Genomic DNA, 21,237 nt, shown 5'->3' on the forward strand with positions numbered 1-21,237 from the left:
CCTTGCCAGGATATCATCAAACCCTTCAGTACCTCTACAGCCAGCTACCTATGTTTCACCGGATCGGGGCTGCAGCCTACAAGGCAGATCTTGACAATACCCTTGCCCTCTGCCGGTTACTCCTGAATCCCCATCAGGACTTCCCTTCCGTCCACGTTGCAGGCACCAATGGAAAAGGATCCGTTTCACATCTGATCGCAAGCATTTTACAGGAATCAGGTTTAAAAGTGGGCCTGTATACATCTCCGCACCTTATGGATTTCAGGGAACGAATCAGGATCAACGGGGAAATGATCCCCAAAAATAAGGTTACTTCCTTCATTGCAAATTATAAAGAGGCTTTTGGTTCCATCGGGCTTTCTTTCTTTGAAATGACTGTCGGACTCGCCTTTGATTATTTCAGGGAGGAAAAGGTCGATCTGGCTGTACTGGAAACGGGTCTGGGCGGACGGCTTGATTCAACCAATGTGGTGACACCGGTTTTAAGTGTGATTACCAACATCGGCCACGATCATCAGGCTTTTCTGGGGGATTCCCTGAAAAAAATTGCAGCAGAGAAAGCCGGGATCATTAAAGCGAATGTTCCGGTCGTCATCGGAGAAACCCAGAATGAAACAACCGGTGTATTTCTGCGTGTATCCAGTGAACGGAATGCACCCATTACGTTTGCCGATCAGCATTTTTCACTGGTAAACTCTCGTGACAATGTCTCCGGAACCATTCTGGATGGCTTTGATGTTTTACGGGACGGCCTGCCCTACGGTCTGACACTTGAAAGCCCGCTCAAGGGATACTATCAGGTCAGGAACCTGGTTACGGTGATCCAGTCGGTCGAGATCCTGCAGGAAGCAGGCTTCACTATTCCGAAGCGCTGCATGGAGCGTGGGATCCGGAACGTCCTGCAGAATACGGGCCTTAGGGGAAGATGGCAGATCATCGGCCGCAATCCCCTGATCATCTGCGATGTGGGACATAATCCCGAAGGGATTCAATACACGATCAATCAATTGGCTTCATTGGATCACCACCGGTTGCATTTTGTATTCGGGGTGGTTGCAGATAAGGAAATTCAGCAGGTTCTATCCTTGTTGCCACGGGATGCAATGTATTATTTCTGCAGAGCAGACATTCCCCGCGCCCTGGATGCGCATCAGCTTGCTGAAGAGGCTCGCCGGGCGGGGCTTCAGGGGAAAGCATATTCGTCGGTAAGAAAAGCCCTTGCCAGTGCACGCCTGAGGGCACATCAGCACGATATCATCTTTGTCGGGGGCAGCACCTTTATTGTGGCGGAGGTTCTCAGCCCCCGCTGACCAGGTGCATCACGGTGACCTGATCCCTGTCTCTTACCGTTACGGTATCATAATCCTCCCTTCGCACAAGTTTTCCGTTGACCTTGATGACAAGCAACCGGAACGTGAAATTTTTATAGGCCAGCAATTCACGAATCGTTAATGCTTCCGCATCAATTTCTTCAGGGATAGTGTTTAAAGTGATCCTCATTTATTGACTGTTGACTGTTGACTGTTGACCATTGACCATTGACCATTTACCATTTACCATTCAGTACCAAGCAATAGCTCCAGTACGACGTTCGCCTGCATGTTGGCCACGATCCCTACGCGTGGGGCCAGGGGCGGAACCTCTTCCGAGGTTTCGGTCGTTTCATCCCCGCAAATGTACAGGTTATCCGAACGATGCGTTGCCAGCAGCTCGTTTTTACCCCATCCTGCCACACCGGAGCCCAGCACCAAAGGGATACCTGGTATCCGCTCCATCACTGTCTCAGCGATCATTAGCTTCATTTCTTTCAGGTCAAAGGCCTCAACCAGGACATTGCACTGCCCGAAAATGACGACAATCCGGTCCGGAGTGAGCCGCTCGGGAAAGGTATCTGTCCTGATGCGCGGATTGATACGGAGGATGTTATTTTTCAAAGCAAGCACCTTTAACTGTCCGACCTGATCCAAAAAGTAATACTGCCGGTTGAGATTACTTTGTTCGACCACATCAAAATCCGCAAGGATCAGATGGCCGACACCAACCCGTGCCAGGGCAACCGCACAGTTGGATCCCAGTCCTCCGCAACCTGCTATCCCTACGGTGGATGATTTCAATCGGTCAGCCATATCCAAAGGCATCGCTTCATTGAGTTTCCTGCAAAAATAACACTATTCTGCCATCGCAGATGCATCCATCCCTTCGCAATAAACCAACAATAACCAACAATAACCACGAATAGCCATGAATGACCAACACTTCAAATCCGAATCAGCAAACAATAATTCCCCCGATCTCCCTTCCAGTCAGCTTTAATTTATTACCTTTGCGATCCAAGGTCTTACAACGCATATTCGAAAAAAATCAACTTATATGGAACTTTCTGCGATCAAATCAGCTCATAAAGTGTTGAAAGATTGGAATTATCAGTGGAAACCACTCGACAGGGGGTATACAGACAAGATCCTGTATGTCAATCTATCCCGGAATGAGATCCTGTCCAAGGACGTTCCTCCGCCGATGAAGGAAAAATTCATTGGTGGCAAGGGGTATGGACTGCGGTTGCTCTGGGATGCGACGAGCCCGGATACGAAATGGGATGATCCCGAAAACGAGATCGTTATCTCATCGGGACCACTTGGTGGCATCACCCAGTACTCCGGAACCGGAAAATCACTGGTGGTTTCCATTTCTCCCCAGACCGATTCGGTGATGGATAGCAATGTGGGCGGATTTTTCGGTCCCTTTTTAAAATTTTCAGGATTCGATGCACTGGAAATTCAGGGGAAAGCAAAGAATGATGTCATCATCTTTATCGACGGCATTCATCATCATGTTGAGATCAATGAAGCGCCGCTGGAAGCCATCGACAGTCATCTGCTTGCGGAGCAGCTTACAGAGATGTATGCTGATGATGAAAAGGACAAGCGGAACATCGGTGTGGTTTCCACCGGGGCTGCCGCGGGGCATTCCCTGATCGGGATGCTCAATTTCAGCTTTTATGATCCCCGAAGGGGTAAGGTAAGGCTTAAGCAGGCAGGCCGGGGAGGCATAGGAACTGTCTTCCGTAACAAGAGGATCAAGGCACTGGTCGTAAAGATACCCGGTGTGAAAGGCAATCTGAACAATGTGGTGGATCTGAATGCGATCATCGAACGGGGATTGCGTTTCAACAAAGAAATGCGGGATTTGGATGACAGCCAGGCTGAAATGAGGACAAAGGGAACGGCTCACCTGGTGAACATAATGAATGATTACGACCTGTTGCCGGTCCATAATTACAAATTCGGAAGCCATTCTGAAGCGTTCCGGATTCATGGCGATATTTGGAAGGCCAAATTCACCCAGGGTATCCCGGATGGTTGCTGGATAGGATGCAATATGGCTTGTTCCAAGGGGGTGGATGAATTTACCCTGAAAACGGGACCGTACAAGGGGCAGAAAGTTCTGGTGGATGGACCTGAATATGAGAATGCAGGAGGGCTGGGATCAAATTGCGGCATCTTTGATCCGGATTATATCATTGAAGCCAATTTCTATTGCGATACCTACGGGATCTGTACCATCACCTGGGGCACCGTGATGGCTTTTACCATGGAATGTTACGAAAACGGTGTCCTGAACAAGGAGCGGACAGGGGGGCTGGAACTGAATTTCGGGAATGCAGAAGCGTCGCTGGAAGCCATGCACCAGCTGGCACGCGGTGAGGGTTTCGGACTGATCGTGGGAATGGGTGTGAGAAAAATGAAGCAGCTTTTCATCGAAAAAGGGTGGGGTGATCCCGGATTTCTTCAGGATATTGGCATGGAGAACAAAGGATTGGAGTATTCGGAGTATGTTTCCAAGGAATCCCTCGCACAACAGGGAGGTTTTGCCATGACCAACAAGGGACCTCAGCACGATGAGGCATGGCTGATCTTTATGGATATGGTGAACAATCAGATCCCCACGTTTGAAGATAAAGCCGAAGCACTCCATTATTTCCCGATGTTCCGGACCTGGTTCGGGCTGGTCGGCCTTTGCAAGTTGCCCTGGAATGATGTAGAACCGGTCACTAACGCAGAAACGGATGAACCTGCCAAGGTTCCCGAGCATGTCGACAATTACGTTACCATTTATAAAGCTGTTACGGGTAAACCCTTTGATAAGCAAGAACTTATCCGGCAGTCGGAACGGGTCTATAACTTTCAGCGGATCTTCAATCTCAGGAGAGGATTTGGCACCAGGAAATATGATGCCCAGCCTTACAGGGCTGCCGGACCAGTGACGGTGGAAGAATATGAATCACGTGCGGAGCGCTACGACAAGCACCTCAAGACACTGATCGGTACCGAGCCGGATGGAAAGTCGACTGAGGAAAAGCTGGCCATTCTAAGATCGTACAGGGAAGACCGCTATGAGAAGTTACTCGATGCTGTTTATGTGCGAAGAGGATGGAACAAAAACGGAGTTCCAACCCTTGAGCATCTGAGAAAAATTGGCATGGACCTGCCGGAACTCATTGATGTGATCAAGGATCATCAGTAACAGCGGAAGATCATTGTCCGGTTGAATTTCATCCACAGGATCCCGATCCTGCAATTTTTAATGCCATGAAAATAAACAATCTCGGAAGTTCAGGTTCGATCATGAACCAGTTCATCGCCGAAATCAGGGATGCCGAAATCCAGCGCGACTCACTTCGGTTCAGGCGTAACCTGGAGCGAATGGGGCAGGTTTTTGCCTATGAAATCAGCAAAACACTCGACTATGCCACCAAGGAAGTTGAGACTCCGCTTGGAACAGCAGAGATCCCGGTCCTTAAAAATCCTCCTGTCCTGGCAACGATCCTCAGGGCAGGCTTACCCCTGCACGGAGGATTGCTGAACTTTTTTGACATGGCAGGCAGCGCTTTCATATCTGTTTACCGAAAAGTTTACAAAGACGGACACTTTAAGATCCACATTGATTATACATCCAGCCCGAACCTCGACGGAGAAATACTGATCCTGTCGGATGCACTGTTGGCCACCGGATATTCCATGGAACTGTGTTACAGGGAATTGCTAACCTATGGACAACCGGATCATACACATCTTGTCACGGTTCTCTCCAGCACAGAGGGGATCAATCACTTAAAAAAGAACCTGGCTACCGGGCAGATAACCTTATGGACCGGAGCCATTGATGAAGAGATGACGGCACAGGCTTATCTTGTTCCCGGGCTTGGAGATGCAGGCGACCTTGCCTTCGGAAAAAAAGGAGATTAACAGTCAGGCCATGAAAACAAATATCGTTGAAAATGTGCGGATTTCACTGAAATCCATTCAGAGCAACATGGTCCGTTCGGTATTGACCATCCTGATCATCGCCTTTGGAATTATGGCACTGGTCGGCATTCTCACTTCCATTGACGCAATCAAATTCTGGCTTGAAGATAATTTTACGGCCATGGGCGCCAACACAATCTCCATCCGAAACCGGTCGATGTTTTTCCATGGCGGGGGTAAACAAAAGTTTTATCCCCGGATTACGTACGATGAAGCCATCGCTTTCCAGGACAGGTTTGAAATTCCCTCCCATGTTTCGGTGTATGCATGGGCAACAGGAGTTGCCACGGTGAAGTACAAATCGAACAAAACAAATCCGAACATTGACGTGGTGGGTGGAGATGAGAATTACCTGATCACGACGGGAAATGAAGTGGAAATAGGACGAAACCTTTCGGCACATGATGTGTTTTATGGTGCGAGTGTGGCGATCATAGGCCAGGGGATCGTCAGCAAGCTATTTAAGAACAAGGAAGATCCGATTGGAAAGGAAATTTCGATCGGCCCGGGGAAATACAAGGTGATTGGTGTTATCAAATCCAAAGGATCCAGCATTGGATTCAGCAGTGAAAATATTTGCGTGATTCCCCTTAACAACGTTCGGCAGCGCTTCCCCAGGCCCAACCGGTCATTCAACATCAATGTGATGGCTGCCAGCAATCTCACACTGGAAACGATCGAAGGCGAGGCAACCGGTTTATTCCGGATCATCAGAGGATTGAATGTACAGGAAGAAGCAAATTTTGAAATCACCAAAAGTGACAGCCTTGCGGAAATGCTCTTCGATAATATCAAATACCTGCGCCTGGCAGCCACCATCATCGGGATCATCACCCTTTTCGGCGCCGCCATAGGCCTGATGAACATCATGCTCGTCTCGGTGACGGACCGTACCCAGGAAATCGGCATCCGGAAGGCTATCGGAGCAAAAAAGCATATGATCAGATCCCAGTTCCTCCTTGAATCGATCGTAATAGCCCAGCTTGGAGGTATTTTGGGAATCCTTCTGGGAGTCATCATCGGTAACGTGATCGCCTCTCAGATTGGCTCCAATTTCTTTATCCCCTGGGCGTGGATACTGATGGGTGTTTTGTTGTGTTTTGCCGTTGCCCTGCTCTCCGGTTTTGTACCCGCCAATAAAGCCGCCCGGCTGGATCCGATTCAATCGCTCAGGTATGAGTAAATGGTCAGAAAGGTGAATTGAGAATAGTTACGCCGATCAGCTCATCGTAAAGGGATCCGGGTTGACGGTAATAGACCAGGATGACGTACTCATTCATCGTTTCAAAATGATTCCCCTCTACAAATGTAGCGTCTCCAAGGAAACTTTTGTTTTCAAGGAACAGGTACTGATAGTTGTAAAATCCCTGTTTCAGGTACATTTCGGTCCGATAGCCTTTTTTAACAGGATCATAGACCAACAGGCCATCTTTGGTAAATTGGTTGCTCGTCAGGGATCCAAAAACATACAGGCTTCCATTCTCTAAGGGCGAGGGATAGTGCAGAAAGAAGCTGACCTTGACATAGTCGCATTCCGTATCCACATCGCGGGCATCCTCACAACCGATGTATACCCGCCCGTTAATATCCGTCTCCGTATGATACACACGGTGCACCCTCGGCTCATCTTCCCACAGGACGATGCGATGCGTGTCGTTTGCGAACGTTATTGATCGTATTCTCGGCGAACGGTAGGTGAGGCTTTTAATGTCGAAGTCGCGGTACTCATTTCCGCCATCAAATACATTTTCTCCTTCGTAGTTATAATCGAGCTTGCCATCAATGACCATCCGTGGCTTCAGATCCCGAATAGCATTGTCCCAGCGGTTGTTTTGCATCAAAATGACGTGAAGGCTGCGGTAGGGATCCTCAATGGAAATCCTTTCTGCCAGAATGGAAAAATCGATTTTCTGCCGGGTGTCCCTGTCTTCCACGATCACAGGGCGCCTGATCCTGGCCTCGATGCCGACTTTCGGATCCATCACCATGAACCTGCGCGTAAAAACCGGTTCGCTGCTCCCGGCGAGGAACACTTTTAACAGATAATTGCCGGAGATCAGGAATTCCATATCGCCAGAGGGAAGTATAAAACGATAATTCGTATAGGGTTGTACCGTATTATAAGATGAATGAAAGTCAGTTACAGGATTTTCTTCATATCCGGAGATATACTGGGTATAGACCAGATTGCTGGCCTGCCAGTTTGCCCCGCAGTGAATGACGGTGTAGCGGTAATCTTTAACATCCCCCTCCAGGTCATCGAAGGTGCAGGTAAGCTTTTCGCCGGAATTCAGCCGAATCAGGGCAGGGGAAAGTTCAAATCCGGCCCTGTACAACTGTACGGTTCTGATGAAGGGCTGATAGACATAGTCTTCAAAACGGAAATAAGACTCGCTGTAGTAATCAGGGCCCGAGAGGAACTGGGCACGGACAGGCTGTCCGAAAATGAATGAAAGGATCAGCCAGGAGAAACACAGGCAGAAGTGCAGGCAATGGGTCATAATGGAGCATCCGGTCACCAATAACCGTGCAAATTTAGAAAAATGGGTGGATCGGATTGAATAAAAAATGGGATCAGAAGTTTTTAAAAATATATGAACAATCTGCTTTATTTATTGGCACATTCTTTAATTTCGTCGTTTGATTTACGATAAACCGGCTTGTTTTTTTTAATCATTTTCGTATGCCAAAAACGATAAAGATCCGAAAGGGTTTGGATATCAAATTGATGGGAGAGGCTTCCCAGACGATCACGGAGAAAACATCCAATTTTTTTGCCCTGAAGCCAGCTGATTTTCATGGAGTGATTCCAAAATTGTCTGTCCAGGAGGGAGACCAGGTAAAGGCAGGTTCAGTTCTTTTTCACGATAAGAACAATGAACGAATCGTATTTACTTCCCCGGTGAGTGGCGAGGTCACACAGATCAAACGTGGCGCAAGGCGGGTGATCCAGGAGATCTGCATCCGGAGGAGCCGGGAGATGGAATATGAGAATTTCGGAAGTGCTGATCCCAATACCCTGTCGAGGGACGAAGTAAAGGATAAAATGGTCAGAAGCGGGATCTGGCCTGTCATTCGCCAGAGGCCATTCTCCATCGTTGCCAATCCTCTTCAGACACCAAAATCGATATTTATTTCCTGTTTTGACTCAGCGCCCCTGGCACCAGATTATGGGTTCATTCTGAAGGACAGGCTGGGAGAATGTCAAACCGGACTGGCTGCACTGGCCAAGTTAACCGATGGCAAGATTTACCTGGGTTTGAGGCCTGATTCAAAGCTTGCGTTCGACCAGTCAGGGAATTCCCGAATAGAGGTCAACTATTTTACGGGGCCTCATCCATCCGGTAACGTGGGGGTTCAGATCTGCCACGTTGATCCGATCAACAAGGGAGAAATCGTATGGTATCTGAATCCACAGGATCTTGTCACCATAGGCCAATTATTTCAGACCGGACGATATGACGCTACAAGGATCATTGCCCTGACCGGATCCATGGTGACTCATCCTTGCTACTGCAGGATTGTCAGGGGAAGTTCCGTTCAGGAGATCATTGCTGATGATGATCAGACCGACAATGCCCGCATCATTTCCGGCAATGTACTCACCGGTAAAAGCGTTGACAGGCATGGTTTTCTTGGTTTTTATGATCACCAGATCACCATGATCCCTGAAGGAAAGTATCACGAATTCCTAGGTTGGGGATTGCCCGGCTTTCATAAATACAGCACAAGCCGGACATTTTTCTCCTGGTTGACTCCGGGTAAGAAGTTTCGATTGGACACAAACATGCACGGGGCAGAAAGGGCAATGGTGATGGCCGGTCAGTTTGAGCGGGTTTTCCCGATGGACATTTACCCGAATCATCTGATCAAGGCCATTCTGGCTGACGACATTGACCAAATGGAGGCACTGGGCATCTATGAGGTTGACGAGGAAGATTTTGCACTTTGTGAATTCGTCGATACATCGAAGATGGAGATTCAGGCCATTGTCAGAAAAGGCCTGGATTACATCCGGCAGGAAATGAGTTAACGATCAGGTTGAATTGATAAATCAAGGCTAATGAAATCACTCCGAAGATTTCTTGATAAGGTAAAACCACAGTTCCAGAAAGGCGGAAGGTTCGAAAAGTTGAGTTCAACGTTCGATGCCTTTGAGACTTTCTTATTTGTTCCTGATAAAGTGACAACAAATGGGTGCCACATCAGGGATGCCATTGATCTGAAACGGACGATGGCCACAGTGGTGATCGCATTGATCCCTCCCCTGTTATTTGGTATCTGGAACGTAGGATACCAGCATTTTCAGTCGCTGGGAGAAAGCTTATCCATCGGAGCAAATTTCTGGTATGGATTGGGAAAGGTTCTTCCCATCCTGATCGTGTCGTATGTGACCGGGCTGGGCATCGAATTCATTGTAGCCCAGATCCGGGGTCACGAAGTCAATGAGGGCTTCCTGGTATCCGGAATTCTTATACCGCTGATCATGCCGCCTGATGTGCCCCTGTGGATGGTGGCTGTATCCACTGCTTTTGCCGTAATCATCGGCAAGGAGGTATTTGGCGGGACAGGGATGAACATTCTTAATCCGGCGCTTCTGGCCAGGGCTTTCCTGTTTTTTGCCTATCCATCCGAGATATCCGGAGATAAGGTCTGGATCGCAGAAAAGGCCGATGCGTATTCCGGTGCCACGCCGCTTGGAGAAGCACTTGTTGGTAATTTCGAAAAAATTCCTGACGCTGCTGATTTATTTTTTGGATTCATTCCGGGTTCCATCGGCGAAACTTCCACACTGGCCATTCTCATTGGCGCCCTGATACTGCTTTTCACCGGTGTCGGGAGCTGGAGGATCATGATCCCTGTCTTTCTGGGGGGCTATCTGATGGGGCTGATCTTCAATCTTTGGGGTGCCAATGACTATATGCGTGTGATCCCGGCTTACGAGCATCTGTTTTTGGGAGGATTTGCTTTCGGCGCGGTGTATATGGCTACAGATCCCGTCACTGCCGCCCAAACGACCAATGGAAAGTACATCTATGGCTTCCTGATCGGCTTCCTGGCCATCCTGGTCCGTGTGCTCAATCCTGCCTATCCTGAAGGGATGATGCTTGCCATATTGTTTATGAATGTTTTCGCTCCACTGATTGATCATTATGTGGTGGCGGCCAATATCAGGCGAAGATTGAAACGGTCAGGAAGGGCAGTGGTGCAAAATACACTGAATGTTTAACTGTGCTAGCTAAATTTTAGGATATGTTCAGTAACAGGTATATCTACATTTATTCCTCTGTGATGGTGATCATCGTGGCCGCTGTGCTGGCCCTGGCGGCTAATTTGCTTAAACCTTACCAGGACAGGAACATCCGTGCGGAAAAGATCCAGAATATCCTTGCCTCGGCCGGAATAACGGCTTCCAGGGCTGAGGCGGACAGTCTTTACCAAAAATATATACGGGAGGAGATCGTGATCGACCGAGAGGGAAATGTTTTAAGCGTTTACAGGGACAACCGTTTTGAAACTGGAAATCTGCGGGCTTTCGAGGTAAACCTTAAGATTGAGTTGAAGAAACTGGAAGCTTTCTTAGCCGATCCTTCCAATCCTCCCCCGGTATTTCCCTTGTTCATTTTTAGCAAGGATACCCTAAAGGAATACATTATCCCGGTACAGGGGAAGGGGCTCTGGGGACCTATTTACGGAAACATTGCCCTGAAGTCCGACATGAATACGATCGCAGGAGCCAATTTTGGCCACGATAAGGAAACCCCTGGATTGGGAGCTGAAATAGCGCTGGCTCCGTTTCAGGAACAATTTGTCGGGAAATCGATTTTTGATTCGGGGGGGAATTTTAGCAGCATCAAGGTGGTTAAGGGAGGAGTCGCCAACAGCAACATCGATCCCCGGCACGGAGTGGATGCCATCTCGGGAGGAACCATCACCAGCAACGGAGTTTCCGACATGCTTCTGACCAACCTTGAAAACTATGTTTCATATTTTAAAAATATTCAAGATTGATGAGCAACGAAAAAGTAAAGGCTGAACCTCTGTTCTCGCTGAAGAACCGAAGGCTGTTAACAACGCCCCTGAATAAAAACAATCCCATCACCGTACAGGTTCTGGGTATTTGTTCGGCCCTGGCTGTTACTGTCAAACTGGAACCGGCATTTGTCATGTCAGTATCGGTGATCGCGGTCACTGCTATCTCGAATCTGGTCATTTCCCTGCTGAGAAATACGATTCCCCCGCGGATACGGATCATTGTACAGCTGGTGGTCATCGCCTCCCTGGTGATCATCGTCGACCAGATCCTTAAGGCATTCAGTTATGATGTCAGCAAGCAACTATCGGTATTTGTCGGGTTGATCATTACCAATTGCATCATCATGGGACGTCTTGAGGCGTTTGCCATGGCCAACAAACCCTGGCAATCGTTTTTGGATGGCATTGGAAATGGCGCCGGCTATGGCATCATACTCATCATTGTTGCTTTTTTCAGGGAGCTGCTCGGATCAGGTACGATCTGGGGCTATCCAGTCCTTCCTGAGGGACTTTACAGGTTTGGATACATGAACAATGGTTTGATGATCCTGCCACCCATGGCTCTGATCGTGGTGGGCATCCTTATCTGGATTCAACGGTCCGGAAATAAGGAATTGATTGAGGAAAAATAATTGTTAACCATAATCTCCGGTCAAATGCAGGACATTGTTAATATATTCATCAAGTCGATCTTCATTGACAATATGATCTTTGCCTATTTTCTGGGCATGTGCTCTTACCTGGCTGTGTCCAAAACGGTGAAAACATCTGCCGGTCTGGGAATCGCCGTCATCTTTGTCATGGGCATCACCGTACCAGTAGACTATCTTCTGAACAGGTATGTCCTATTACCGGGTGCCCTTGCCTGGATAAGTCCATCCCTGGCAGGAATGGATCTTAGCTTTCTGAGTTTCATCATCTTCATTGCAGTGATTGCTTCGATGGTTCAGCTTGTTGAGATGGTCATTGAAAAATTCTCTTCATCTCTTTACAACTCCCTGGGAATTTTTCTTCCGCTCATTGCGGTGAATTGCGCCATCCTTGGCGCATCGCTTTTCATGCAGGAAAGGGAGTATGAAACCCTGGGGCAGGCCACCGCCTTTGGGCTGGGTTCGGGAGTGGGCTGGTTCCTGGCTATTGTTGGCATTGCTGCGATCCGCGAGAAAATAGCCTATTCCAACGTACCCCCCCCCCTGAAGGGTCTTGGGATAACTTTTATCATAACCGGGTTGATGGGTATCGCCTTTATGATGTTCATGGGGATCAAGCTTTAATGGGATTAACTAAACTACGAACAGAAAATGATCTTGGAAATTGGAATCGGACAGACTGTACTTACCAGCATTGCTGTATTTTTAGTTGTGATCCTTCTGCTGGTGATCATTCTTCTTTACGCCCGCAAGAAGCTGACGCCGCAGGGAGTCGTCACCCTTACAATCAATGAGGAGAAAACTATCCAGACCATGCCGGGCTCCAATCTGCTTTCTACCCTCAGTGCCCAAAAAATATTCCTGCCCTCAGCCTGCGGTGGAGGTGGCACCTGCGGGACCTGTAAATGTCAGGTTCTGGAGGGTGGAGGAACCATTTTGCCAACAGAAACGGGCTTTTTCACACGCAGGGAGCAACACGACAACTGGCGCCTGGGATGCCAGGTGAAAGTCAGGCAGGATATGAAGATCCGCATCAATCCCGAGATTTTTGGCATCAAAAAGTGGGAATGCGAAGTGATCTCCAACCGGAATGTGGCCACCTTCATCAAGGAATTCAAAGTGAAACTTCCCGAAGGTGAACATCTTAAATTCAGGTCGGGTGGCTACATCCAGATTGATGTGCCTCCCTGCGAGGTGGATTTCAGGAACGATATTCACGTGGACGAGGAATACCGGGAAGACTGGGATAAGTTCCGGATGTGGGACCTGAAAATGAAGAACAGCGAACCGGTGTGCAGGGCGTATTCCATGGCAAATGAACCGGCCGAGGGCAATATCATCATCTTAAATATCCGCATTGCCACACCTCCGTTCGACCGTAAGACCGGTGGCTTCATGAAAGTGAATCCCGGTATCTGTTCTTCGTATGTCTTTTCCAGAAAGCCAGGCGACAAAGTGATCATCAGCGGACCTTACGGAGAATTCTTTATCAAGGATACCCAGCGGGAAATGATGTTCATCGGAGGAGGTGCTGGCATGGCGCCCATGAGATCGCATATTTTCGATCAGTTTAAAACACAGAAAACATCACGGAAAGCGACCTTCTGGTACGGAGGCCGGTCCAAAAGGGAACTGTTTTACATGGAGGAATTTGAGCAGATTGCAAGGAAGCATCCCAACTTCACCTTCCATGTGGCACTCTCTGAACCAAAACCCGAAGATAACTGGAAGGGATATACCGGATTCATTCATCAGGTGCTGATGGACAACTACCTGTCGCATCACCCCGAACCGGAGGAGATCGAATACTACCTTTGCGGCCCCCCCCTGATGAACAGTGCCGTTATGAAAATGCTTGACGACTATGGCGTACCGAAAGAAATGATCGCTTTCGACGATTTCGGGGGATAGGCAAAACACCTTTAACCCATGACCCATCGCATTGCTTTTGCTTTCATCCTGATCACGCTGCTGTCGGGATGTTCCAGGATTTACCAGAAGATGACCATCAATGGCCAGACACAGGGAACCTATTATGCCATAACGTATTACGATTACGATGGAAGGAATTTCCGGCAGGATATTGATTCAATCCTGCAGGCATTTGATGCCTGCGCATCGTTGTGGAATCCAAACTCCGTTCTCTCACGGCTAAATAATAACGACACCTCTGTCATTCCCGACGAGTGGTTCATTGATCTTTTTAATAAAAGTCAACAGATCTCCGGCATTACCTCTGGTTCGTTTGATATGACCGTTGGTCCCCTTGCCAGCGCCTGGGGCTTTGGTTTTGAGGACCGCATTGCGCTGGATTCGGCAAAAGTGGACAGCCTGCTTCAATTTACAGGATATCAGCTGGTGGAAATCGACCAGGGCCGGTTCATTAAAAAGGACCCGCGCATCAGGATCGATTTTAACGCGATCGCCCAGGGATATGCTGTCGACCTGCTTGCTTCCTTTCTGGAATCACAGCGACTTGATATTTTCCTGATCGACATCGGAGGTGAGGTATTCGCCCGCGGATTGAAACCAGACGGGTCGAAGTGGAGGGTTGGCATTGAAAAGCCGGCTGCGGGGCCATCGAATGACCGGCAGCTGAAGGCGGTCCTGGAACTGAAGGACGAAGCTATCGCAACCTCAGGGAACTACAGGAAGTTCATCGAAGAAAACGGTATCAGGTACTCCCACGCGATCGATCCCTCAACGGGTTATCCAACCCGTAATTCGCTGCTCAGCGTTTCGGTCAGGGCAAAAAGCTGTTGGGAGGCTGATGCATACGCAACCGCATTGCTGGTCATGGGCCTTGAAAAATCGCTCGCTTTTCTTTCGTCACACCCTGAACTGGATGCCTATTTGATTTACTCCGGATCATCCGGCGAGTTAAAAACGGAAATGACCAAAGGGATCAAACGGATTCTTGTGGAAGAGAACGAATAAGAGGTACCCGGTGAAGGGGTCATTGCTCAGTTGCTTGCTTCTTGTTCAGACATTCAGCTCCTTCTTCGCTTTGGCCACACGTGCAGGGAAGATGTCTCCCGGTTTTGGGATCAACGCTGCCACAACGCTTCTCAAACTGTCCTCCCTTTTTCACCAGCATCTTGATGCCAATACCCATGAATGCAAGGGCAACGAGAAGGATCGTAATCAACAATAATTTCATCAGGGGATTTTTTTTCGGGACTCAGCCTGCAACCTCACAGGAGAGAAAGCTGACCGTACTTACCGGATAAGCGTTTGTATTTTTTGCTGCGAAGACCGATGTACCCTTTCCTGAAGAATATGAACGTGTTGGTTCTGTCGAGCTTGAGGTTCGACAGGATATTTTTGTCGCTTGTATCCCGGTATTGAACCACAAAGTTGGTGATATCCGAAATATGGCGCGGTTCATTGAACTGGGCCAAATATTCGGCAACAAGTTCCTTGATGGTGCCTGTTTTGATTGCGGACCATTTTTTCAGGGAGTAGGTACTGGTTTTGCCAATCGCAACGATCTCGTCAATACTCAGTATGGATGATCTCAGCGATTCAATGTTGCTGGGCGTTTTGGGAGTGATGGCCGATAATTTCTGATGAATGTCCTTCAACTTCATCGGTTTTCCGTTTTTCTCCAGTATGTCGATGATATACTCGGAAAGCTTGACAAGGGTATTCCGGACAAGTACCAGCTGATTCTCACCGTCGATCCCGATTTGAAGTTCTTCCTGCGCAATTTGAACACATAGGGATCGGATCCGTTCGATCAGCGAGGGGTCATTTTCTTTCAGGAATGTCCGGATGAATCCTTCAAGTTCAATCCGGTAGGTCTGATCAATTCGTTTATTTTTGCGCTGATACAGATCATCATAAAAAGATCTGAAATCAAATGTCCGCGCAAGTTCGTTTTTAACAAGGTAATAGTTCCCGTATGTTGTGTCTTTATCCTGGAAGGTACTGAAGCTTTTAGAGAGGAAAATTGAAAAAACAAGGGTGTAGAACTTAGGTGTGAGGGTCAGTTCTTCTTTTGCGTTGATCTTCTCTGCAAATGCCTGATCAATCAGGATATAATCATTTTTGTTGTTGAGCTTGTAGGGAAAGTAGTTCTTCAGGTAATCCTGCTCTTTTGTAAACCTGAGGAGTGCATCTTCTATTTTATAGGGGATCAGTTGTGAGATTTGCCTGATCCTTTCACGGGTAATCTGATAAAGATCGCCGATGGACTGGAGTGTCATCTTTGATTTATCGGAAAAATAACCAAAATTGTGTTCAAAGATGAAGTATTCCCTTTCATTAAGTATTTCCCTGAATATCAATAGAAAGTATTTAAAATAGGGAAACCGTTTTTCAAGAAACTCAGTTCTGTAGATTTCTGTTTTGGATGAGGGTATTCCAAAATTCTCATAACAGAAAAATTTGAATTTTTCAAATACATTATCTTCATCTGTGATTTCAAGATCCTCGACGTTCACCTGATATTCATCGATGTACTTTTTAGCCAGGGTGATCAGTTCGATGTTGGTTTTCTCACCACAATTGCGGATCTTTTTAAAGTCACCGTTTTTCATATAATACAGAAGAATCTTATAAAGCGTTTCAAGAGAGCCTTTGATGCATACATTCTTAGTCCGTTCTGACAGACCGGAGAACTCCTGCAATTCTTCGATGTGAAAGTTGGTCAGGTTCATGATCATGATTTTTTACTGATTGAGGAGGTTATTGATGAAACCGGATTCTTAAATAGGGATACAAATATAATAAATGGTAAGGTTAAAAGCAAGATGTTTTTTTTATTAAAAAATTTAAATTTTTTTTAAGATTTTTCAATCATCATTTCTGGTTCCTGAAAGCAAAACAGACGACGGCACAAGCCTGTGCGGCATTGAGCGAGTCGGCGGCGCTGGAGGAGCTCCCCGTGGAAGAGCGAAAGGAAGGGATGGTAAGTTTGACGTTGATAGAAGGCAGGAGCAGGGGGGAGATCCCGGTTGACTCGTTTCCCAGCAGGATGATCCCTTTATTTTCCAACCGCGCAGACCGGATATCCGTCCCGTCGAGCATGCAGCCATAAACGGTCAGGGAAGGATTTTGACTATGCAGGAAATCAAGCAGGTCGGCATAATGCACCCGGACCCTTGCAATGGAACCCATGGTAGCCTGAACAACTTTTGGATTATAAACATCCACGCAACCCTTTGAACAAATGATAAACCGTATGCCGAACCAGTCAGCCGTACGAATTATGGTGCCCAGGTTACCCGGATCACGGATTTCATCCAGCATGATCACGAGTTCATCAGCAAGTTCAGCCTGCACCAGCGTGTTTTCAGGGATCTCTGCCACAGCCAGAACTTCCTGGGGTGTGGTCAGTGAACTGATCGCCTCCATCTCTTTTTCGGTGATCGCCACACAGCGGTCAGCTATGGGTTGCAGTTGCCCGGAGTGCATGTTCAGCCACGCACTGGTAGCATAAATGGAACGGACCTTCAGGGAACTGTGCAGGATGTCGGCGACACTTCTGGTGCCTTCGATGATGAATGCCTGGTAAGTCTCCCTGAATTTTCTGATTTTCAGTGACCGTACAAATTGGATGGCAGATTTGGAGAGCACGGCGATAAACTAAAAAAATCCCGGCAGGGTGCACTGAATCAATGTATGCTGCCGGGATGCATATCGGTTTAAGAAAAGATCACTCAGCAATGACCTCAAAGTTCATTTTTACCTTGATATCCTTATAAAGATTGATCATTGCCTCGTACGTCCCAAGTTCTTTCACACTATCACCATCAATGTTGATTTTTTTCCGGTCCACATCAAAGTTGAACTGTTCCTTGATGGCTTCAGCGATTTGAATGGCATTGACGGATCCGTATATTTTTCCGGTTGTGGCAGCCTTGGCACCTATTTTCACCGTAAGATTTTCGAGCGATTTAGCAAGGGCTTCGGCTTCTTTTCTGACTTTATCCTCCTTAAAGGATTTTTGTTTCTGGGTCTCCGCAACCATCTTCTTGTTAGGCCCGGTCGCCAGAACTGCAAAACCCTTTGGGATTAAATAGTTACGACCATAACCATCTTTAACATGGACGATTTCATTCTCATAACCCAGTTCGGTTATGTCTTTTTTTAAGATAACTTCCATCGCAACCTCCTTATTTTAAAAGATCAGCAACATAGGGCAACAAGGCAAGGTGCCGGGCTCTTTTGACAGCCTGAGCAACTTTTTTCTGATATTTGGTAGAAGTGCCGGTAATCCTTCTTGGCAGGATCTTACCCTGTTCGTTGACGAACTTCAGCAGGAAGTCGGCATCCTTATAGTCAATGTACCGGATTCTGTTTTTCTTGAAGCGGCAGTATTTTTTCTTCTTGATATCAACCGCAATGGGGGTCAAGTATTTGATCTCTGAATTACCCTGATTCGTCATCATTTTGAATTTTAATGGTTAGGCATCAATTTTTTCTTCCGTTTTGGCCAAACTGGCTTCTTTCTTACTGCGTCTTTTTTCGTTATAAACGATCGCATGCTTGTCAAGTTTCACGAGAAGATAACGAATCACGCGTTCATCGCGTTTGAAGGTAGTTTCAAGTTCTTTGAGGAAATTACCGTCGGATTTGAACTCGATCAGATGGTAAAATCCGGAAGATTTTTTCTGAATGGGATATGCCAGTTTACGCAATCCCCAGTAGTTTTCGTGGACGATTTCCGCCCCCCTTTCTTTCAGGAAGCTACTGAATTTAAGTACCGTTTCCTTCATCTGTTCTTCAGATAAAACGGGAGTCATAATGAAAACGGTTTCATAATGGTTAATCATTTTCAATAATTTAGATTAAGTGATAAGCTGTTTAAAAATGGAGTGCAAAGGTAGAAATAATTTGTTAAATTACAAACGGGCATGAAATTTTATCCAAGATCCTCCAGCGTTTGTTGGCAGATGAAGGTTGCTGCGTGTCCATCTCCGAAGATGGGCGGAAATGACCGTGGGGGGGAGGACTGAAAGTGTCGGAAAGCCTTCATTATCCTTTCAGGATTCGCATCGGTCAGGATTGCGCAGTGGTTGTCGGCGATCTCCTGCCATTCGGTTTCTGCCCGCAGGATGATGCAGGGTTTCCGGAAGAAATAGGCTTCCTTTTGCACTCCCCCTGAATCGGTGAGGATAAGCCTGGCGTTTTTTTCCAGCATCAGCATGTCAAAATAGGAAACAGGGCCTGTCAGGATGAGACGATCGTCGTGCCGAAGTTCTTCGGTGAAGTTGGCCGGCAGGGATTGTTGGAGGGAGAGTGCGGTCCGTGGATGAAGAGGAACAAGGATCTTTATTTTTTCTTCCAGGGCAATGGATGCCATGGCCTTGAAAATGTCGGCCAGGCGCCGGAGATCCTCCGTATTTTGAGCCCGGTGCACTGTGACCAGAGCATATTCCCCTTCGTTCAGCCCGTGTTTCCTCAACAGGGTGGATTGTTTTTCGGCAAGGGATTGATAATAAAGACAATTATCATACATCACATCCCCGCAGTGATAGATTCCGGGATGGTCGATATCCCGAAAGGCTTGCGGGTGATGAATGAGTCCTTCCTTTTCCAGATTCTTCATTCCCGTCATCGTGGGGGTGAACAGCAGGGTTGAGGCATGATCGCACAGGATCCTGTTGATTTCTTCCGGCATCGTTTTATGGAAGGATCGCATCCCGGCTTCAACGTGGATTACGGGAATATGCATTTTGGCTGCCGCCAGCGCACCGGCAAGCGTGGAATTTGTATCACCAAAGACCAGCACGGCATCGGTCACCGAACGCTGCAGTTCCTCTTCCAGGAGGCTGATCATCCGTGCGGTTTGTTTCCCGTGATGGTGCGATCCCACTTCCAGGTTGACATCAGGCACCGGTATCTCCAGCTCCTCGAAAAAAACCTGTGACATCTGCCGGTCGTAATGCTGGCCGGTGTGAATGATGCGTTCGGTGATCTGTCCGTGAAAGGTTTCCCGGATCGCACGGCTTATGGCGGCAGCTTTTATGAACTGAGGCCTGGCCCCGATTACGGTAGTGAGGTGCATCATGTCATCATGTTCTCGTCTGCAAAGCTAAAATAATTCTCCTCACCGATAATGATATGATCCAAAATTTGAATGTCCAGCAGGGTTCCCGCGTGGATCATCTTTTTTGTCAGGGAGATGTCGGCCTGGCTGGGTTCAACATTGCCCGAAGGATGGTTATGGCAGAGAATGAGTGAGGATGCGTGACGGTCGATCGCCACCTTGAAGATCCGCTTGGGATCAGCCACGGTTCCTGCCGTTCCTCCCTCGCTGATCTTTTCCTGGCCAACAATTTTGTTTGCCCGGTCGAGCAGCAGAAGCCAGAATCCCTCGTATTTTTTTTCAGCCAGTTCAACCTGAAAGAGTTCAAAGACATCCCTGCTTGACTGGATCTTTTTTCGCTGTATCACTTCGGATCCTCGTCGCCGGCGCCCAAGTTCCAGTGCCGCAATGATCGTTATGGCTTTGGCATGGCCGATGCCCTGGAACTTTACCAGTTCATTGACCTGTAGTTTCGACAGTTCGATCAGATTGTTCTGTATCTCGGTCAGGATCTCCTTGGCCAGGTCCAGGGCCGAATGCTCCCTGGAACCTGTCCCGATGAGGATTGCCAATAATTCAGCATCACTGAGTGAATGCTTGCCCTTGAGCATCAATTTTTCACGGGGCCGGTCTTCCTCCGCCCAACGGCTGATTGGAATGTGCTTCATCTGGTTTCTGTTTATACCTGTTAATACGGAAACCATGCAAAATGTGACCCCCTGGGGGAGAAATTCCGCTGCAGAACATTCGAAGTTGAAGGAGAGGTGCAGGTAGATGGAGATTGAAGAAAGGAAGGAGGATAGGAGAAAGTGGCACGACGGTCTTATGACCGGCTGTACATTTTATTGCAAGGTATTGACATGTTTTGTAAGGCTGGATTTGAGGTTGCCGGCCTTATTTTTGTGAACCAGCGAACGCTTGGCGTTTTTGTCAATCAGGCTGACCAGGCCGGAGAGCTTTTCTTCAGCCTGTTTTTTATCGGTCAGTGCACGGAAATCCCTGATGGCATTACGCATCGTTTTGGCAAAATAACGATTATGCTCTCTTTTGGCCTCGGTCTGCCGGATTCTTTTGAGTGAAGACTTATGATTTGCCATTTTTATTTTCTTTACGGTTTGTAGCCCGTAGGGGAATCGAACCCCTGTTACCAGGATGAAAACCTGACGTCCTAACCCCTAGACGAACGGGCCGTTAGATTCTTCAAAAACGG

General features: G+C 47.7%; 22 protein-coding genes, 1 tRNA gene and 1 pseudogene. 11 read left to right on the forward strand and 13 right to left on the reverse strand.

Features of this window, described 5'->3' with window-relative positions:
• The first annotated feature begins 2 nt into the window (after positions 1 to 2).
• Complete coding sequence (locus tag PKI34_11380) at positions 3 to 1,310, forward strand: folylpolyglutamate synthase/dihydrofolate synthase family protein (GenBank protein ID HNS18411.1); 1,308 nt, start codon at positions 3 to 5, stop codon at positions 1,308 to 1,310.
• Here the strand turns inward: PKI34_11380 and thiS are convergent.
• Positions 1,297 to 1,500 (reverse strand): sulfur carrier protein ThiS, encoded by a 204-nt coding sequence (gene thiS, locus PKI34_11385; protein ID HNS18412.1) that lies wholly within the window; start codon positions 1,498 to 1,500, stop codon positions 1,297 to 1,299. The genes PKI34_11380 and thiS overlap by 14 nt on opposite strands.
• 53 nt (positions 1,501 to 1,553) lie before the next feature.
• A pseudogene (gene thiF / locus PKI34_11390) lies at positions 1,554 to 2,144 on the reverse strand (sulfur carrier protein ThiS adenylyltransferase ThiF).
• 226 nt (positions 2,145 to 2,370) lie between these two features.
• On the opposite strand from thiF, the gene PKI34_11395 reads away from it, so the two are divergent.
• The 3 genes from PKI34_11395 to PKI34_11405 all read left to right on the forward strand — a co-directional run bounded on the left by PKI34_11395 (position 2,371) and on the right by PKI34_11405 (position 6,489).
• Entirely contained in the window at positions 2,371 to 4,524 is a 2,154-nt protein-coding gene (locus tag PKI34_11395) for an aldehyde ferredoxin oxidoreductase C-terminal domain-containing protein (protein HNS18413.1), read from the forward strand.
• 65 nt (positions 4,525 to 4,589) lie between these two features.
• A complete protein-coding gene (upp, locus tag PKI34_11400; protein HNS18414.1) occupies positions 4,590 to 5,246 on the forward strand; it encodes a uracil phosphoribosyltransferase in 657 nt (218 codons plus the stop codon).
• Positions 5,247 to 5,256: 10 nt separating this feature from the next.
• The gene (locus PKI34_11405) at positions 5,257 to 6,489 is read left to right on the forward strand and encodes an ABC transporter permease (GenBank protein ID HNS18415.1); all 1,233 of its coding nucleotides are present in this window, start codon (positions 5,257 to 5,259) and stop codon (positions 6,487 to 6,489) included.
• Positions 6,490 to 6,493: 4 nt separating this feature from the next.
• Here PKI34_11405 and PKI34_11410 read toward each other — a convergent pair whose 3' ends face one another.
• Entirely contained in the window at positions 6,494 to 7,807 is a 1,314-nt protein-coding gene (locus PKI34_11410) for a DUF5103 domain-containing protein (protein HNS18416.1), read from the reverse strand.
• 182 nt (positions 7,808 to 7,989) lie between these two features.
• On the opposite strand from PKI34_11410, the gene PKI34_11415 reads away from it, so the two are divergent.
• Genes PKI34_11415 through PKI34_11445 form a run of 7 tightly spaced genes read left to right on the forward strand, consistent with a single transcriptional unit; the run spans position 7,990 to position 14,929 of the window.
• Entirely contained in the window at positions 7,990 to 9,339 is a 1,350-nt protein-coding gene (locus PKI34_11415) for a Na(+)-translocating NADH-quinone reductase subunit A (GenBank protein ID HNS18417.1), read from the forward strand.
• Positions 9,340 to 9,369: 30 nt separating this feature from the next.
• Positions 9,370 to 10,536 carry an NADH:ubiquinone reductase (Na(+)-transporting) subunit B gene (locus PKI34_11420; protein ID HNS18418.1) on the forward strand — a complete coding sequence of 389 codons (1,167 nt, stop codon included), beginning with the start codon at positions 9,370 to 9,372 and terminating at the stop codon, positions 10,534 to 10,536.
• Between the two features lie 23 nt (positions 10,537 to 10,559).
• Positions 10,560 to 11,318 (forward strand): NADH:ubiquinone reductase (Na(+)-transporting) subunit C, encoded by a 759-nt coding sequence (gene nqrC / locus PKI34_11425; protein ID HNS18419.1) that lies wholly within the window; start codon positions 10,560 to 10,562, stop codon positions 11,316 to 11,318.
• Positions 11,318 to 11,974 carry an NADH:ubiquinone reductase (Na(+)-transporting) subunit D gene (locus PKI34_11430; GenBank protein ID HNS18420.1) on the forward strand — a complete coding sequence of 219 codons (657 nt, stop codon included), beginning with the start codon at positions 11,318 to 11,320 and terminating at the stop codon, positions 11,972 to 11,974. The genes nqrC and PKI34_11430 overlap by 1 nt, the downstream gene beginning before the upstream one ends.
• Positions 11,975 to 11,998: 24 nt before the next feature.
• Positions 11,999 to 12,616, forward strand: coding sequence for an NADH:ubiquinone reductase (Na(+)-transporting) subunit E (gene nqrE, locus PKI34_11435; protein ID HNS18421.1), 618 nt, complete (start codon positions 11,999 to 12,001; stop codon positions 12,614 to 12,616).
• Between the two features lie 27 nt (positions 12,617 to 12,643).
• Positions 12,644 to 13,903 (forward strand): NADH:ubiquinone reductase (Na(+)-transporting) subunit F, encoded by a 1,260-nt coding sequence (nqrF, locus tag PKI34_11440; protein ID HNS18422.1) that lies wholly within the window; start codon positions 12,644 to 12,646, stop codon positions 13,901 to 13,903.
• 18 nt (positions 13,904 to 13,921) lie between these two features.
• Positions 13,922 to 14,929, forward strand: a complete 1,008-nt coding sequence (locus PKI34_11445) for an FAD:protein FMN transferase (protein ID HNS18423.1) — start codon at positions 13,922 to 13,924, stop codon at positions 14,927 to 14,929.
• 19 nt (positions 14,930 to 14,948) lie between these two features.
• On the opposite strand, the gene PKI34_11450 is transcribed toward PKI34_11445, so the two are convergent.
• The 10 genes from PKI34_11450 to PKI34_11495 all read right to left on the reverse strand — a co-directional run bounded on the left by PKI34_11450 (position 14,949) and on the right by PKI34_11495 (position 21,217).
• Positions 14,949 to 15,152: a hypothetical protein gene (locus PKI34_11450; GenBank protein HNS18424.1), complete on the reverse strand. Its 204-nt coding sequence runs from the start codon at positions 15,150 to 15,152 to the stop codon at positions 14,949 to 14,951.
• Between the two features lie 34 nt (positions 15,153 to 15,186).
• Positions 15,187 to 16,659 (reverse strand): hypothetical protein, encoded by a 1,473-nt coding sequence (locus tag PKI34_11455; protein ID HNS18425.1) that lies wholly within the window; start codon positions 16,657 to 16,659, stop codon positions 15,187 to 15,189.
• A 136-nt stretch (positions 16,660 to 16,795) separates the two neighbouring features.
• Positions 16,796 to 17,572, reverse strand: a complete 777-nt coding sequence (locus tag PKI34_11460; GenBank protein HNS18426.1) for an RNA methyltransferase — start codon at positions 17,570 to 17,572, stop codon at positions 16,796 to 16,798.
• Positions 17,573 to 17,651: 79 nt separating this feature from the next.
• On the reverse strand, positions 17,652 to 18,101 hold the full coding sequence (gene rplI / locus PKI34_11465) for a 50S ribosomal protein L9 (GenBank protein ID HNS18427.1): 450 nt from the start codon (positions 18,099 to 18,101) through the stop codon (positions 17,652 to 17,654).
• Between the two features lie 10 nt (positions 18,102 to 18,111).
• Positions 18,112 to 18,384, reverse strand: coding sequence for a 30S ribosomal protein S18 (rpsR, locus tag PKI34_11470; GenBank protein HNS18428.1), 273 nt, complete (start codon positions 18,382 to 18,384; stop codon positions 18,112 to 18,114).
• Positions 18,385 to 18,402: 18 nt separating this feature from the next.
• A complete protein-coding gene (gene rpsF / locus PKI34_11475) occupies positions 18,403 to 18,768 on the reverse strand; it encodes a 30S ribosomal protein S6 (protein HNS18429.1) in 366 nt (121 codons plus the stop codon).
• A gap of 92 nt (positions 18,769 to 18,860) precedes the next feature.
• A complete protein-coding gene (gene wecB, locus PKI34_11480) occupies positions 18,861 to 20,009 on the reverse strand; it encodes a UDP-N-acetylglucosamine 2-epimerase (non-hydrolyzing) (protein HNS18430.1) in 1,149 nt (382 codons plus the stop codon).
• On the reverse strand, positions 20,006 to 20,695 hold the full coding sequence (gene radC, locus PKI34_11485; protein ID HNS18431.1) for a DNA repair protein RadC: 690 nt from the start codon (positions 20,693 to 20,695) through the stop codon (positions 20,006 to 20,008). The genes wecB and radC overlap by 4 nt, the downstream gene beginning before the upstream one ends.
• A gap of 174 nt (positions 20,696 to 20,869) precedes the next feature.
• On the reverse strand, positions 20,870 to 21,124 hold the full coding sequence (gene rpsT, locus PKI34_11490; GenBank protein HNS18432.1) for a 30S ribosomal protein S20: 255 nt from the start codon (positions 21,122 to 21,124) through the stop codon (positions 20,870 to 20,872).
• 21 nt (positions 21,125 to 21,145) lie between these two features.
• A tRNA-Glu gene (locus tag PKI34_11495) sits at positions 21,146 to 21,217 on the reverse strand.
• Positions 21,218 to 21,237 lie beyond the last annotated feature (20 nt).

This window comes from Bacteroidales bacterium (genome assembly GCA_035342335.1).
Classification (GTDB): Bacteria; Bacteroidota; Bacteroidia; order Bacteroidales; family JAGONC01; genus JAGONC01.